The 15,933-nt window shown below is 48.8% G+C and carries 15 protein-coding genes; 8 read left to right on the plus strand and 7 right to left on the minus strand.

The window, feature by feature from the left end:
• Window positions 1–32: 32 nt before the first annotated feature.
• Entirely contained in the window at window positions 33–338 is a 306-nt protein-coding gene (locus R6242_RS15195) for an MGMT family protein (RefSeq protein WP_318428314.1), read from the minus strand.
• Between the two features lie 464 nt (window positions 339–802).
• Window positions 803–2,662, minus strand: coding sequence for a dihydroxy-acid dehydratase (gene ilvD / locus R6242_RS15200; protein WP_318428317.1), 1,860 nt, complete (start codon window positions 2,660–2,662; stop codon window positions 803–805).
• A gap of 241 nt (window positions 2,663–2,903) precedes the next feature.
• Here ilvD and lgt point away from each other — a divergent pair, with 241 nt between their 5' ends.
• The 5 genes from lgt (at window position 2,904) to R6242_RS15225 (ending at window position 8,177) form a co-directional block, all read left to right on the plus strand.
• A complete protein-coding gene (gene lgt, locus R6242_RS15205; RefSeq protein ID WP_318428319.1) occupies window positions 2,904–3,695 on the plus strand; it encodes a prolipoprotein diacylglyceryl transferase in 792 nt (263 codons plus the stop codon).
• 213 nt (window positions 3,696–3,908) lie between these two features.
• Window positions 3,909–4,751 (plus strand): putative selenate ABC transporter substrate-binding protein, encoded by an 843-nt coding sequence (locus R6242_RS15210; RefSeq protein WP_318428321.1) that lies wholly within the window; start codon window positions 3,909–3,911, stop codon window positions 4,749–4,751.
• A gap of 121 nt (window positions 4,752–4,872) precedes the next feature.
• Window positions 4,873–5,661 (plus strand): phosphonate ABC transporter ATP-binding protein, encoded by a 789-nt coding sequence (locus R6242_RS15215; protein ID WP_318428323.1) that lies wholly within the window; start codon window positions 4,873–4,875, stop codon window positions 5,659–5,661.
• The gene (gene phnE / locus R6242_RS15220; protein ID WP_318428325.1) at window positions 5,655–7,217 is read left to right on the plus strand and encodes a phosphonate ABC transporter, permease protein PhnE; all 1,563 of its coding nucleotides are present in this window, start codon (window positions 5,655–5,657) and stop codon (window positions 7,215–7,217) included. Before R6242_RS15215 ends, phnE begins: the two co-directional genes overlap by 7 nt.
• 456 nt (window positions 7,218–7,673) lie before the next feature.
• Window positions 7,674–8,177, plus strand: a complete 504-nt coding sequence (locus R6242_RS15225) for a DUF456 domain-containing protein (RefSeq protein ID WP_318428327.1) — start codon at window positions 7,674–7,676, stop codon at window positions 8,175–8,177.
• Between the two features lie 53 nt (window positions 8,178–8,230).
• On the opposite strand, the gene corA is transcribed toward R6242_RS15225, so the two are convergent.
• The 5 genes from corA to R6242_RS15250 form a co-directional block, all read right to left on the minus strand.
• Window positions 8,231–9,328, minus strand: a complete 1,098-nt coding sequence (gene corA / locus R6242_RS15230; RefSeq protein WP_318428329.1) for a magnesium/cobalt transporter CorA — start codon at window positions 9,326–9,328, stop codon at window positions 8,231–8,233.
• The gene (gene ppx / locus R6242_RS15235) at window positions 9,289–10,758 is read right to left on the minus strand and encodes an exopolyphosphatase (protein ID WP_293937941.1); all 1,470 of its coding nucleotides are present in this window, start codon (window positions 10,756–10,758) and stop codon (window positions 9,289–9,291) included. Before ppx ends, corA begins: the two co-directional genes overlap by 40 nt.
• A 138-nt stretch (window positions 10,759–10,896) precedes the next feature.
• Window positions 10,897–11,598: a phosphate signaling complex protein PhoU gene (phoU, locus tag R6242_RS15240; RefSeq protein WP_293937939.1), complete on the minus strand. Its 702-nt coding sequence runs from the start codon at window positions 11,596–11,598 to the stop codon at window positions 10,897–10,899.
• A 215-nt stretch (window positions 11,599–11,813) separates the two neighbouring features.
• Complete coding sequence (gene rpiA / locus R6242_RS15245) at window positions 11,814–12,473, minus strand: ribose-5-phosphate isomerase RpiA (RefSeq protein WP_374759888.1); 660 nt, start codon at window positions 12,471–12,473, stop codon at window positions 11,814–11,816.
• A 125-nt stretch (window positions 12,474–12,598) separates the two neighbouring features.
• Entirely contained in the window at window positions 12,599–13,201 is a 603-nt protein-coding gene (locus R6242_RS15250) for a MarC family protein (protein ID WP_318428331.1), read from the minus strand.
• Between the two features lie 182 nt (window positions 13,202–13,383).
• Here R6242_RS15250 and R6242_RS15255 point away from each other — a divergent pair, with 182 nt between their 5' ends.
• The 3 genes from R6242_RS15255 to R6242_RS15265 all read left to right on the plus strand — a co-directional run bounded on the left by R6242_RS15255 (window position 13,384) and on the right by R6242_RS15265 (window position 15,797).
• Window positions 13,384–13,803: a globin family protein gene (locus R6242_RS15255; protein WP_293937933.1), complete on the plus strand. Its 420-nt coding sequence runs from the start codon at window positions 13,384–13,386 to the stop codon at window positions 13,801–13,803.
• A gap of 189 nt (window positions 13,804–13,992) precedes the next feature.
• Window positions 13,993–15,477, plus strand: a complete 1,485-nt coding sequence (locus tag R6242_RS15260; protein ID WP_318428333.1) for a S41 family peptidase — start codon at window positions 13,993–13,995, stop codon at window positions 15,475–15,477.
• Window positions 15,474–15,797 (plus strand): hypothetical protein, encoded by a 324-nt coding sequence (locus R6242_RS15265; RefSeq protein WP_318428335.1) that lies wholly within the window; start codon window positions 15,474–15,476, stop codon window positions 15,795–15,797. The genes R6242_RS15260 and R6242_RS15265 overlap by 4 nt, the downstream gene beginning before the upstream one ends.
• Window positions 15,798–15,933 lie beyond the last annotated feature (136 nt).

Here is a 15,933-nt window from a genome sequence, read left to right on the forward strand (position 1 = left end):
TGCAAAACAGCCGCTTCATCAGCGGCTGTTTTTTATTCCCCATCCCACAAATACACCTTCAAATCAATCTTCCCGCCTTCCCCAAACACCACGCCTTCGCACTGTAGTAAAAACCGTTGTTCGTCATCATTGCCATCCAGCCCACGCGGGCTGACTTTGCCTTGGCCGTTGATCACGCGCTGCCAAGGCACGGGAGTTTCTTTATCGTGCAGGCAGCGGCCAACGAAGCGGGAGTGGTTGGGGTAGCCAGCCAGTTTGGCGATCTGGCCGTAGGTGGCAACTTTGCCGTAGGGGATGCGGGTAACAACGCGGCGGATGGCGGTTGCGATGGCGCTCATAAGCTGACCTTTCAACAAAAGTTCTGTAGACACAGAGGGCGGGAAGAACACAGAGCTCACTGAGAAAAACGAATTTATATGGAACCGAACACGTCATTCCCGAATGCTGGTATCGGGAATCCAGAGGCACAATGCTGACCCTAATCCTGTCAACTTAGCGAAACAAAGCTTGGTTTTTATAGGGTGTGCAAGTCGTTTTTCTTGCGCACCGCCCTAGATCCCCGACAAAAACACTCGGGGATGACGCTGTTGAAAACACTCGGGGATGACGATATTGCGCTGGCTGCATGGGCACAAAACCCAAATCTCAAACCACGGAGGACACAGAGAACACGGAGTTTCACGGAGAAAACCCAAGCCCATTTTTGCTTGGGTTTTCCTCCTGTTCCCCCCTTATTTTCTCCCTGTTCTTCTTGCCTTTGTCCGTGCCCTCTGTATCTACAGATTTATGGTTTTAGCCCGGCTTAATCCTTACGCTCAACCTGGCTTACATCACGCACGGCTCCAGTGTGGGCGGAGGTGGTCATGGCGGCGTAGGCTCGCAATGCTGGGGAGATATAGCGTTGACGGTCAACTGGCTTCCACGCGTTTTTGCCACGCGCTTCCATTTCTGCACGGCGGTTTGCAAGCTCTGCATCATCCACGGCAAGGCGAATGCTGCGCTGTGGAATGTCGATTTCAATGGTGTCGCCCTCGAGCACAAGGCCAATCAAGCCGCCATCGGCCGCTTCTGGGCTAACGTGGCCAATCGATAGGCCGGATGTGCCACCAGAGAAACGCCCATCGGTGAGCAGCGCACACGCTTTGCCCAAGCCTTTAGATTTTAAATAGCTGGTTGGATAAAGCATTTCTTGCATGCCAGGGCCGCCTTTCGGGCCTTCATAGCGAATCACCACAATATCGCCAGCCACAATTTGATCGGCCAAAATGCTGGCCACCGCATCGTCTTGCGATTCAAACACACGGGCGCGGCCGATAAATTTAAGGATGGAATCATCCACGCCAGCAGTTTTTACAATACAACCTAGCGGTGCGATATTGCCGGATAGCACAGCAAGGCCGCCATCTTGGCTATAAGCGTGCTCTTTGCTACGGATGCAGCCACTTTCACGGTCTAAATCTAACTCTGGCCAGCGCATAGATTGGCTAAATGCAATCGTAGTCGCCACGCCGCCTGGGGCTGCGCTAAAGAAGCGATGCGCTTCGCTGTCTTTATCGTTGACACTAATATCCCACTTCGCAAGCGCTTCACCCATAGTCGGCGCATGCACTGTTTTAGCATCAGCGTGGATCAAGCCAGCGCGGTTTAGCTCGCCCAATAGCGCCATCACGCCACCTGCGCGGTGCACGTCTTCCATATGATATTTTTGCGTAGCGGGAGCAACTTTCGCCAAACACGGCACGCCACGGGAAACGCGGTCGATATCCTGCATGGTGAAGTCGACTTCCGCCTCAAACGCCGCCGCCAGCAAATGCAGCACGGTATTGGTCGAGCCGCCCATCGCTACATCAAGGCTCATGGCGTTTTCAAATGCGGCCTTGGTGGCAATGCTGCGTGGCAAAACCGAATCATCATCTTGCTCGTAATAACGCTTGGCAATCTCAACAATGGTACGGCCCGCTTGCAAGAATAATTGCTTGCGATCAGCGTGCGTCGCCAGCATCGAGCCATTGCCCGGCAGCGACAAACCCAACGCTTCGGTTAAGCAATTCATCGAGTTCGCGGTAAACATACCCGAGCAAGAGCCACAGGTTGGGCAGGCAGAGCGCTCAATCTCGGCGACTTCTTCATCGCTGACGCTGCTATCTGCGGCTTCAACCATGGCATCGACCAGATCCAGCTTACGCACACCGCCTTTCCAATCTACCTTGCCCGCTTCCATCGGCCCACCGGATACAAAAATCACCGGAATATTCAGGCGCAGCGCGGCCATCAGCATGCCGGGGGTGATTTTGTCGCAATTAGAGATACACACAATCGCATCAGCACAATGGGCGTTGACCATATATTCAACCGAATCGGCGATCAGATCACGGCTAGGCAGGCTATACAACATGCCCGAATGCCCCATGGCAATGCCATCATCCACGGCAATGGTGTTGAACTCTTTGGCGATCCCACCCGCTTTTTCGATCTCTCTGGCCACCAGTTGGCCTAAGTTATGCAGGTGCACATGGCCAGGCACAAATTGGGTAAACGAATTGGCAATGGCAATAATCGGTTTATCAAAATCGCCATCTTTCATGCCTGTTGCACGCCACAGGGCGCGGGCACCGGCCATATTACGGCCATGCGTGGTAGTACGGGAGCGGTAGACGGGCATAATCATTCCTTGCTACGAGGTAAATCAATCAGGAAAAAATTCAAGTATCTGAATAGCCGTAATGATCATATTAAGCATCAAAGACTGGGTAAGACAGGCGCTCAAGACACAAAACGGCGGATCGACTCTGCGTCGTGAGTGATTTTGTCACCTCAATATGCAGGGCTAGCAAGCCTAAAGGAAATATTCAGGCCAAGTGCTTGGGGTATAATCGGCCCATTTTATCGGAAGGCTGGTTTGCATGCTAATTCATCCGCAATTTGACCCAATTGCCATCCATCTTGGCCCTGTGGGTATCCACTGGTACGGGCTGATGTATTTGATCGGTTTTATGCTATTTTTGTTTCTGGGCCGGATGCGAGCCAAGCAATCCAACCTTTGGAAGCCAGAAGAGCTAGACGATCTATTATTTTATGGCGTATTGGGCGTTATTCTTGGCGGGCGGTTGGGTTATGTGCTGTTTTATAAGCCAGACTTTTACTTCTCGCATCCGTTAGACATCCTAAAAGTGTGGGAAGGCGGCATGGCGTTTCATGGCGGCTTTCTTGGTGTATTGGTGGCAATGTGGGTGTTTGGCCGCAAAAGCAGCCGCAGCTTTTTTCAAGTCACCGACTTTATCGCTCCGCTGGTGCCGCTTGGGCTGGCTGCTGGCCGTTTAGGTAATTTTATTAATGGCGAGCTGTGGGGCCGTGTAACTTCGGCAGATATGCCGTTTGCGATGATTTTCCCACAGGCGCATGACGGGCTGCCGCGCCACCCTTCGCAGCTGTATCAATTTGCACTGGAAGGCGTCACCTTATTTATCTTACTGTGGCTGTACTCCGCCAAACCACGCCGCACCGGCCAAGTTTCTGCGCTATTTTTATTAGGCTATGGCTTATTCCGTTTTATTGCCGAATTTGCCCGCGAACCAGATGATTTTCTAGGCTATCTAGCCATGCACCTTTCAATGGGACAATTGCTCAGCCTGCCGATGATTTTGATTGGCGCGCATTTGTTTTGGTGGAGCAGCAAAAAACCACGTAAGGCCTAAGCTTTTGTAGGGCGGACTTCACCCAAGCCCATCAACTTAAGCAAATATGATGACGCTGTCGCAAGATGGCAAATATTGAATCATCGTAGGGCGGGTGAAACCCGCGTGTTTTTCAGTACCGCTCGCGGGTTTCACCCGCCCTACGAAAGGCGCAGGCTTAGGTGGATAGAATTGGTTTCACCCGCCCCCCATCAAATATTCGAGAAAACCACCATGAAACTACGCTCCATCGCCCTTGTGGCCTCACTGCTAGCCGCTGGCTTTTGCCAAGCGGAAGAAGTATTAAGAGTCTCGGCTATTCCTGATGAATCGCCTACCGAGCTACAACGCAAATTCGCCCCACTTGGCAAATATCTAGAAGCTGAGCTGGGCATGAAAGTGCAATTTGTGCCGGTAACCGATTACGCCGCCGTAGTGGAAGCCCTAGCTGGTAAACGTATTGACTTGGCTTGGCTAGGCGGCTTTACCTTTGTGCAAGCCAATAAACGCGGCAAGGTTACGCCGCTGGTGCAGCGTGAAGAAGACGCGCACTTCACCAGCAAATTTATTACTGCCCGCAGCGACATCAATAATCTGAATGATTTAAAAGGCAAAACCTTTGCCTTTGGCTCGGCCTCCAGCACCTCTGGCCATTTAATGCCGCGCTACTTTATTGAGCAAAAAGGCATTGATCCTGATAAAGACTTCAAAGGATTGCCAGCGTATTCAGGCACCCACGACGCAACCGTAGCTTGGGTAGCCTCCGGCAAAGTAGACGCGGGCGCTTTGAATGCTTCGGTTTGGGATAAATTGGTCGAAATGAAAAAAGTAGACTCAAGCAAAGTACGCGTGTTTTACACCACCCCGCCGTTCTTTGATTACAACTGGACTATCCGCTCTGATTTAGATGCTGGCACCGCCGCCAAGCTTAAAGCCGCCTTCTTAAAGCTGGATGCTAAAAACCCAGCGCATAAAGAAGTGCTAGAGCTACAACGCGCCAGCCGCTTTATTCCAACATCGGCAGAGAATTACAAAGCGATTGAAGAATCGGCAAAGAAAGTGGATTTAATCAAGTAGGGTGGACAAAACGCTTTACCTTGCCCACGCGGGCGAATGCTCAGCGCTATTGAACATCACCGCGTGGCCACAAAAACGTGCCCACCCTACAACTATTGCCCTCATTAAACATAAGTACACCATGTTCCAACTGCAACAACTCTCACTCACGCTTGGCGCTACTTGCGTATTAAACAACATCACGCTTGCCGCCACACAGGGCGAGCAGATTGCCTTGATTGGGCCTTCTGGCGCGGGTAAATCATCCCTTTTACGGCTGCTTGCCACGCATCATCGTCCACAAAGCGGAGAACTTAGCCTCTTAGATTGCGTGCCTTGGCGCTTGCCTCGTGACCAATTGCAGCCATTACGCAGCCGTATTGGCATGGCGTATCAAGCGCCACCGCTGCCTGGCAAAAGCCGTGTGATTACCGCGATTGCGGCTGGGCGCTTAGGCCAGCAATCTTTCTGGCAATCTTTATTGGCGCTGGCTTATCCACAAGATATTGCAGGCATCAGCAGCGTTTTAGCCAGCGTGGGCCTTTCTGATAAATTATTTGAATGTTGCGATACTTTGTCCGGCGGGCAGCTACAAAGGGTAGGTTTGGCGCGGGTGCTCTATCAAGCCCCCAAGCTGCTGCTCGCCGACGAGCCGGTTTCGGCGCTCGATCCTATCCTTGCAAGCAAAACGCTTGCCTTGCTCACCCAAGCCGCAGCGGCGAATAAAGCCACCTTACTGACTAGCTTGCATTCGGTTGATCTTGCCCTGCAATTTTTCCCAAGAATCATTGGCCTACGCCAAGGCACGGTACAGTTTGATTTACCTACAGATCAAGTCAGTAGCGAGCACTTAGCCGCACTCTATGCAGGGGAAATCAACGACGCTCACCCCGCCGAGCAAGACCCGCTGCCCCGAGGCGCAAGATGCTAGCCAGCCGTTTTAAAGACCCAGCCGCAGCGCTGCGTCTGGGCATTACGCTGGCCGTAATTGTATTATTTGCACCGGCCTTTCAGCTCAGTGGCGTTGACCCAAGTAAGCTGTGGGAAAACGGTACTTTAGACCATTTATTTATCTTTTTAGCGGGCTTTTTCCCGCCCGCCCACTCCGCCGATTTTCTGCGCGAAATGGGCCTCGCCACCATTCAAACGCTAGCGGTTGCCACAGCAGGCTCTTTTCTTGCCATGCTGATCGGCATTCCCACGGCGCTGCTCTCTACCGAGGCGCTATCCATCCCTCTACTCACAGATGGAAGACAGCGTATTGCCCGCTGGCTAGGAGTGCCGCTCTTACGGAGTGGCTTACTGCTGCTGCGCGGTGTACCAGAAATTGTTTGGGCGCTGCTGTTTGTGCGCGCCTTTGGCCTAGGCTCTACTGCGGCGGTGCTGGCGATTGGTCTTGCCTATGGCGGCATGCTCGGCAAAGTGTATGCAGAGATTTTAGAATCTCAGCCCAAAGAGCCTGCCGCAGCCCTGGCTACCAGCGGTGCATCACGCTGGCAAATTTTTAGCCACGCGCTATTACCACAAGCCTTTGCCGAGCTATTGTCTTACTCGGTTTATCGCTGGGAATGCGCGATTCGAGCCTCGGCAGTGATGGGTTTTGTTGGCGCGGGCGGCTTAGGCCAGCTACTTGATACCTCTATCAAAATGATGAATGGCAGTGAAGTCGGCAGCCTCTTGCTGGTGTTTTTACTACTGGTCACCGGCACTGAAGCCATCAGCCAAGCCGCACGCAAAATAGCCGATTACTACAAACTATCCATTGCAGCCGCGGCAGCCCTCATCTTCTCCGCCTACTGGCTATGGAGCGATTGGCAACAGGCCTTTAGCGCCAGCAGCAATTTGCTGACCTACCTATACGACTTTTTCCCTGTGGATTTAAGCGCCACTCACCTGCAAAATGTAGCCAAAGGGGCAGTCGAAACACTCGCGATCTCTGCAGTGGGCACCTTACTGGCCCTGTTTGGTGCAGCGATATTGGCACTGCCTGCCGCTGGCCGCTGGGGCGCTTTGCCCAAGGCCATTACGCGCTTTGTGCTTAATTTTTTACGCGGTGTGCCAGATTTACTTTGGGCTGCAATTATGGTGCTGGCCGTTGGTCTTGGCCCTTTTGCAGGCACGCTGGCACTGGCGCTGCATACTTGCGGCGTATTGGGCAGGCTGTTTACCGAAACACTGGAAAACGCCGACCCTCTCCCTTACGACGCTTTAATTTGCAGTGGCAGCCACCGCTTTAGCGCATTTTGCTATGCGCTGATGCCCCAAGTATTTGCCCAATGGATTGCCTACACCCTTTACCGCTGGGAAAACAATATTCGTATGGCCACGGTATTGGGCTTGGTTGGGGCGGGCGGTCTTGGGCAGCAGCTCTACTTCACGCTGTCTTTATTTCAGCAGCAGCAAGCCGCCACCATCATCATCGCCATGCTGATTTTATCTTGGCTGGTTGAGCAGCTCAGCTTGTTTTTGCGGCAAAGATTAACCTGATTATGTCTCTTGCTCATTTTTTGGCGTTGGGCTGGGAATATCAACGTGAATCGAGTTAACTCGTAGGGGCGCTGCTTGCTGCGCCCTGTTCAGCGAGGGCGCAGCAAGCAGCGCCCCTACAGAATATTGGCCTACATGTCGATATATGGCTTTTTTTGAGCAGACATAATCAGGAAGATTGAACTGATAACAGACGTTACGCAGTAAGATCAAAAAATACGCAGTCCACTAAAAACACAAAAAGCACGAATAGATACCGCGTGACCATAGCATGCCCAATCAAGCAGTTATCCATGGGCTCAATCAAAGCATCTTGATGAAAAAGAGTGAAAACATGCCGGTTTGATTGGCTTTTTCGTGCATTTAGTGCTTTTCGTGGTCGAATAGTTCTTGTACAGAACATCAATTAATATGGCGAGATAGGCATCGCCCTCTCCAAAAAACACCAAGGAAAATATGCTCGATCCCACAGTATTAAACGCAGATATCATTTGGTGGATAGTCGCTTGGCTGCTGATGATTTCAGGCCTGCTAGGCACACTGCTGCCCTTCTTACCCTCCACGCCATTTATTTTTGGCGGCATGCTGCTGGCAGCATGGTTGGATCATTTTGTACGCGTTGGCTACGGCTGGTTGACTGTGCTGGGGCTGCTGCTGCTGTTATCTATGGTGCTGGACTATATTGCAGGCGCTTTAGGCGCGAAAAAAGTAGGGGCCAGCCCGCAGGCTATTTGGGGAGCTTTAATTGGCGGCATCTTAGGCATTTTTGCAGGCATACCAGGGCTAATTCTTGGGCCATTAATAGGAGCCGCCATTGGGGAATTCTGGGCCAAACAAGATGTGCTGCAAGCAGGTAAAGTGGGGATTGCCACCTTTATTGGCATGCTGGTGGGTGCCATCGCCAAAATCGCCATCGGGCTAGCGATGTTTGCCGTATTTGCTTTTGCTTGGTGGGTATAAGGGTGAGCGCGTGGGCAAGAAGTTGGTTTACCCACGCTGCATTTTTACAAGATCTAAAACCAGCGCTTAGCTCTGAAATACAAGGTTAAACCAAGCCCAATAACCGCCATTAAACCCAAGACCGCGTAATAACCAAAATGCCAATGCAATTCCGGCATGTTTTCAAAATTCATACCATAAATACCGGCAATTAAAGTTAACGGCATAAAAATGGTCGTTAACACCGTCAGCCGGCGCATTTCTATATTCATACGGTTAGATTGCAAAGACATATAATTGTCTTGCAATGAATTAATTAAATCCCGCAAAGCCTCGCCGCTTTCAATCATTTGCACCACATGATCATAAACATCACGCAAATAAAGCTGGGTTTCATCACGGAAAAAATCCGCTTCATCGCGCTGTAAAGTATTCATCACTTCGCGTAATGGCCATAGGCCACGTTTTACATATTGCATTGTGCGGCGCAAAGCTTGAATTTCTTGCAATTGAGCCGGATTAGGGCCAGATGAAATTGCGTCATCCAAATCCTCGCAGCGCTCGCTAATGGCTTCGAGCACAAGGAAATAGCGATCAACCAGTTTATCCAGCAGGGTATAAACCAAATAATCTGAGCCAAAGCGGCGTAATTGCGATTGGCTGGATTTAAGCCCTTCACGAATCTGATTAAAAGTGCCGCTTGGTTTTTCTTGGAAAGTGAGTACGTAGTTTTTTCCCAAAACAATACTGACATGCTCGCTACTGATTTCCCCAGCTTCACTGACACTCACCAAGCGCACACAAATAAATACATAGCCGTTAAACACCTCAACTTTTGGCCTTTGCTCAGTATTCAGAATATCTTCTAGCACCAAAGGGTGTAGGCCAAAACGACGACCTACCACCTTTAATAAATCAATATTGGCCAAGCCATGCAAATTAAGCCAAAGCAAAGGATGCTGGGGCTGATAACCATGGCCTTCTTCTAGGGAAGTAAATAGCTTCTCATAAAACGCGTCAGCGTCCTGGCCATATTCAATTAAGCTGGCTAAAGTTTGATCCGCAGCACGCGGGCCAACATATTGCATGGTGCCTGGTGCCATTCCCGCCTTACTTGCGGTGGGAACCGTTCTTAACTTACGACGTGTAGTTTCATGCCGATGTTTTGCCACGCGTTTACCTCCTCAGTCAGTGCATAGGCAGTCAGGGGATTAGCATCCAACCAAGTACGATCAACTTCTAATAAGAATTGTTTACTATTAGCTTCACAACGCAACAACGGCAACTCAATATCGGTGCGAGAGCGGCAAAAAATAGCCGCTAGCCGCAGTGCTAAAATCGCCGACCATTCAACTAAATCAATGACATTTTCATCCAGCTTACCTAAGCCACCACGATGGGCTAATACTAATCTTGCTAGTAGAGCCTGTTCGCGCTTAGAAAAACCCGGCATATCAGCGTGCAGCAAAATATACGCAGAATGCTTGTGATAGCTGGCATGCGCAATGGAGCGGCCTACTTCGTGTAAGCCTGCCGCCATATTTAAGCGATGCGCGCCCACCGTATCATCAGCCACCATCGCAGCGTAAAAGCGGCCAGCTAGCTTAGCCACTCTTTCTGCTTGGTAAGGATCAACATGGTAGCGACGCTGAAACTGCTCAACCGAGCGATGACGAATATCGTGCTCTGATTGCCGCCCCACTAAATCGTATAAAACCCCATCACGTAGCGCACCAAAGGTCACCCCCATTCGCTCTACAGCCAGCATATCAAACACGGCCATCATAATGGCAAAGCCGCCTGGCAATACGGGACGGCGATCGGCACGCAAGCCGTTCAGCTGCACCTTATCGATATGCCCAGCTTCTAAAATATGCTGGCGCAACTTATCCATGCCTGCACGGGTAATGCCCAAGGCAGAGAAATCGTTCAGCTCTAAAATATCAGCAATAGAGCGTGCCGTGCCCGATGTGCCAACGGCGCGCTGCCATTGTTCATGATTAAAATCAGGCACCAATGAAAGCAACATGCCACGTGCTGCAAGCTCGGCCTCAGCCAAGCGCTCAGCAGTAATAATGCCATCGGGGAAAAATCGTAAGCTCCAGCTCACGCAGCCCATAGGTACGCTTTCAGTACGAAAAATTCTAAAGTGGCTGCCAGTGATGAGCTCAGTTGAGCCACCACCAATATCTACCACCAAGCGTTTATCCCGAGTGGCAGGCAGGCTATGCGCCGCGCCAATATAAATTAACCGCGCTTCTTCACGACCTGCGATCACTTCTATTGGAAAACCCAAAGCGGCTTCAGCTTGCGGTAAAAAAGTACTGGCGTTTTTTGCCACCCGAAAAGTATTGGTGGCAACCGCACGCACGCACTCTACAGGCAAGCCGCGTAGCCGCTCACCAAAGCGCGCCAGAGCTTCAATGGCCTGCTGCTGGGCCTCAGCTGTGAGGCAGCCTGCGGCATCAAGACCTGCCCCAAGCCTGACGGTTTCCTTTAGGGAATCCAAAGGGAAAAGAGCACCTTCAACTACGCGAGCAATTTGCAAGCGAAAACTGTTAGAGCCAAGATCGACTGCGGCAATGATAGGATAATCAGGCATGTAAATACCGAGATGAGAGCATGGGCGTAACGATAACGTGCGCCCGCCTTGCTGGCAAACAGGAAAATCCCCACAAGTACAAAGGGCAAAGGCGGTTTTGACCGACTTTGCCCTTAAACTGCAGAAAATCCAAAGGAATTAGCTGTGTGCTACACGGTCTACTTCTTCTTGGTTTTTATGACGTACATCTTGCCCTTTTACCAAGAAAATAACCTGCTCAGCAATGCTTACCGCCAAATCACCAATTCGCTCAATCGCTTTCGCAATCCATTGAATTTCTAAAGTAACGGTAATAGCGCGTGGGTCTTCCATCATTACGGTAATTAATTGGCGTTGCAATGAACGATATTCGTCATCTAAACGCTCATCCGCACGTTTTACATTGGTGGCAGTTACCGCATCCATACGAGCAAAAGCATCTAGTGCTTTAGAAAGCATATCAATGGCGTGCTCAGCAATATGGTTTAATTCATTAAAGCGTGGAACTTGCAATCGGCCTGATTCATAAATGTTTTTGGCACGTTTGCAAATGCGCGCGGCTTTATCGCCAATACGTTCTAAATCTTCAACTGCTTTAATAACAGTCATCACCATGCGTAAATCAGATGCGGCAGGTTGACGGCGTGCAATCATATGAATACACATATCGTCGAGCAAAACGTGCATATCATTAACACGATTTTCTTCTTCTAATACATGATTGATGATGTTTAGATCGCCCGAGGCCAAAGCCTGCATCGCCTGACGCACTTGTTCTTCAACTAGGCCAGCCATGCCCATTACTTGTGAGCGAATTTCTTCTAGCTCGGCATCAAATTGTTTGGAAATATGTTCAGACATTCGAGGAATTCTCCTGCAGTTTAAGCTCGTCGTAAAATAACATAATTATATGACTATTTTATTGCATCTTTCTGAAAACAGCTAAAGCACTGACTATGTCTTTATAGCATCATTAGATTATAGCCATGTGGCATTTTTAAAAAAAGCAGCAAGCCATTTATATTCAAAGGCTTGGCTTACTGCCATGCACAAGGCATATTAAATATTAACTACAATTATTTTAATACTTGCACACCTTTGCTTGTGCCTAATAACAGCACGTCGGCACGGCGATGCGCAAATAAACCATTAGTCACCACGCCCACAATTTCATTAATTTGGCTTTCTAATTGATTGGCTTCGCTAATTTGCAAGCCATGCACATCTAAAATGATATTGCCATTATCTGTAATCACCCCTTCACGGTAAGCTGGGTGGCCACCTAATTTAACCAATTGCCTAGCCACATAAGAGCGAGCCATTGGAATAACTTCTACGGGTAATGGAAACTTACCCAAAACATCCACTAATTTGCTGCCATCAGCAATACAAATAAACTGCTCTGCCACCGCAGCTACAATTTTTTCACGTGTTAAAGCCGCACCGCCGCCCTTAATCATTTGCAATTGGCGGTTAATTTCATCCGCTCCATCCACATAAACGGGTAAACGATCCACCGTATTTAACTCAAAGACAGGAATACCATGTGATTTTAACCGCGCGACACTCGCCTCTGATGAAGAAACAGCACCTTGAATTCGATCTTTCATGGTAGCCAGTGCATCAATAAAATAATTAGCAGTTGAGCCTGTACCCACCCCAACAATGCAATTATCTGGTACATATTCAAGCGCTGCACGGCCAACGGCTTGTTTCAATTCATCTTGGGTCATTATGATTTCCTTTTAGGATTTGATATTACACAGCAATGGCAAAAGTAAATCGTTCCGCATAACATCTTTAGGATAATTAATTAACAAAAACATTGTAACCCGCTAGAGCGCTATCGCCTTGTGGCTAATCAAGGCAGAGTAGCAAGATAATGGCGAATACCTGAAAGCAGCATTTCTACCGCAATTGCCGTTAAAATTAGCCCCATTAAGCGCTCAAATGCCGTGGTAACCCGCTCCCCCAGCAGCAAGCTAATTTTTTCTGAGAAAGCCAGCGTTAAACCACACACTAACATCGTCAGTGCCAAAGCACCTATCCATTCCCATAACCTTGCCGGTTCCCTCGAAACCAACAGCAGCACGGTTGCCAAGGCCGATGGCCCTGCCAAGAGAGGAATGGCTAGCGGCACAATAAATGGCTCGCCCTCTGAGGTATCACCAAACACGCCCTCTGGGTGCGGAAAAACCATCCGCAGCGCAATCAAAAACAAAATCACCCCACCCGCAATACCGAGCGATGTTTCAGATAAATGCATCAGCTGCAAAAACTGCTGACCAAATAGCATAAAAGTAACCAGCACACAAAAAGCCACCGACACTTCTCGCAAAATCATGCGTGTTCGCCGTGCTTTGGGCACTTGTTTCATCAAAGAGACAAAGAGAGGAATGCCACCCAGTGGATCTGTCACAAGGAGCAAAAGAATAAAAGCCGAAGCAAAAGAAGAAGTTTCCATAGCCCAGATTCTAGCGCGTCCCAAAACAAAAACCCATTGGGAAAATCATGGTGTACCACGGCTAGCCATTAGTCAGCCCAGCAGGCATGACAATATTTGACAGGCCATAGTGAACAAAGCATAGGAATTTAGGCTCATTAGCTGAAGTTAATCTTGCACTTGCTTAACCAAGGATAAAAATCATGGCTTTAACCGAAAAAGATATTGCGCTTGTAAAAGAAACACTGGCCCTTGTACTGCCGATTGCCGACACCGCGGCCGAGATGTTTTATCAACATTTATTTGAAATTGCCCCCGAAGTAAAACCCCTTTTTAAAGGCGATATGAAAAAACAAGGCGCAATGCTAATGGGCAGCATCAAGCTGGCGGTAGATAACATCAACAATCCAACCGTTTTATTGCCCGCCATACAAAAACTAGGCGAGCGGCACGCTCAATACAATGTGCAAGAAGAACACTACACCACCGTGGGCAAAGCCTTGCTTTGGACTCTAGAACAAGGTTTGGCAGATGCATTTACCGATGACGTTAAAAAAGCATGGGCAGCAACTTACACCACCTTAGCCTGTGAAATGATCAAGGCCCAACAAAGCGTAGCGTAATGAAGGCGTGTAAAAACATATAACTGAAGCCTAGCAAGCTAGCCTTGTATGCATTTTGCGTATGCAGTAAGAATATATTTTGGAGTAAGTGTAATGATTTATACATTGATCAATGTAGAATACTTTCTTGAAAAAAAGCAAAAACTTAAAATAATATTTCAAAAAACCATGCAAGTTTAGAGAGAAACCATGCTTTTCCACCCAACAACTGTTTTAAAAAATAGTCTAAAACTAAGTTACCTTAGTCTGATTTGCGCTTTAACTGCCTGTGGCGGCTCGCAAGAAGACAGCGGTAACGCATTTAACGAGGGTGCAATACCTTCATCCAAAGTTTATAAAGACATGTGCGCCGCACCACGGCGTGGCACAGATCCTTACAATGGCAATCGCAGCTATCCAGATCGCCAAGGCACACTCAATGATGAAAAAAACTGGCTGCGCTCATGGGTTGATGAAACCTATCTTTGGTACCGCGAAGTCCCTCAGAAACTGAATCCTGCCTCTTACAGCAGCGCCATTGATTATTTTAACGCACTGAAAACATCAGCCTTATCCCCTTCCGGTAAAGCCAAAGATCACTATCACTTTACTGAAAATACAGACGAAGCTAATAAACAAAGCCAATCCGGTATAGAGCTTGGCTATGGTATGGCGTTTTCTTTTGTAGCAAACCAGCCGCCACGCAAGCTGATTGTGGCCTACACCGAGCCAAACTCCCCCGCTGCTTTGGCAGGCATTCAGCGCGGTATGGAAATTGAATCTGTCGATGATGTTGATTTGGCCAATAGCAGTAATGTAAATGCACTTAATTCTGGGTTATTTCCAAAAAGTGCAAATCAAAGCCATACTTTTATATTTAAGAATTTAAATGGCCAAAGAATATCTAAAACATTAATTGCAGCCGATATTCAAACAACGCCGGTGCAAAATGTAACGAGCTTTGATACCAATACAGGGAAAGTCGGCTATATGACATTTAATAGTCATAATGCTGTTTCAGAAAAAGGCTTAATCGATGCGGTAAATCGCTTAAAAACAGATGGCGTAAGTGATTTAATTCTTGATTTGCGCTACAACGGTGGCGGCTTGCTGTATGTGGCCGATGCATTAAGCTATATGATTGCTGGCCCGCTACAAACACAGGGCAAAACTTTTTTTAAATTAAAATATAACGATAAAACGCCTGTTGATCCAAATAATACATGGCCTTTTTATCCAACCTCCTCCAGCTTTAGTGCACTACCTAGCCTAAATTTAAACAAAGTGACTATTTTAGCGGGTAGTGGCACTTGTTCCGCCAGTGAGGCCATTATTAATGGCTTACGTGGTATCGACGTGAAGGTGAATCTGATTGGCGGACAAACCTGCGGCAAGCCTTATGGCTTTATTCCACAAGATAATTGCGGCACCACCTATTACACCATTCAGTTTCAGGGTGAAAATCATAAAGGCTTTGGTGATTATTCAGATGGCTTTAGCCCCACTTGCCAAGTAAGTGAAGATTTCAAGCAGCCGCTCGGTGATAAAAATGAACGGCTGATTGCTGCAGCCTTAAATTACAGAACAACGGGATCTTGCCCAGCGAATGGCCAATCCCTTGGCCAATCCAGCACCGCAAACACCCTGCTACGCCCAGCAAGCAAAGAAATCATGCGCTTGGAGCGGCCTAAGTGATGAATCGCTGGCTGATTTGCTTACTATTAACTGGCTGCCAAGCCTTGGCCCAACCACCAGTAGCAGCTGTGCTCGCAGAGCCAAGCCCAGAAGTGAATCGCTTAGTGGCCGAGCTTTTGGGAGTTGCTGAGGTGAGGCTAGCCAATGATGCGCTAGTGCATGACAGCCAGCTGCTGATTGAGCGTAGCAAGCTGCAAGGCTTGAGCTTGGAAAAACCTGAGTTATTTAAGCTTAAGCTGATCGGTAAGCACTGCTGGTTAAGCCGCGTCAGCACCGGCCAAACCGCCGAGCTTAAATCAGCCAAGTGCATTGCAAAGTAAAAAACCGGCCTAGCAGAGTGATCTGCTAGGCCGGTTTTTTAGGAGTAAGCCTGATTTGCAATCATGTCACGCGTGGGCACAAAATCGTGCCCACCCTACATTACTTTGCATTTGTAGGGCGGGTAAAACCCGCGAG

It is taken from the genome of Iodobacter sp. CM08 (assembly GCF_033446605.1).
Taxonomy (GTDB): Bacteria; Pseudomonadota; Gammaproteobacteria; order Burkholderiales; family Chitinibacteraceae; genus Iodobacter.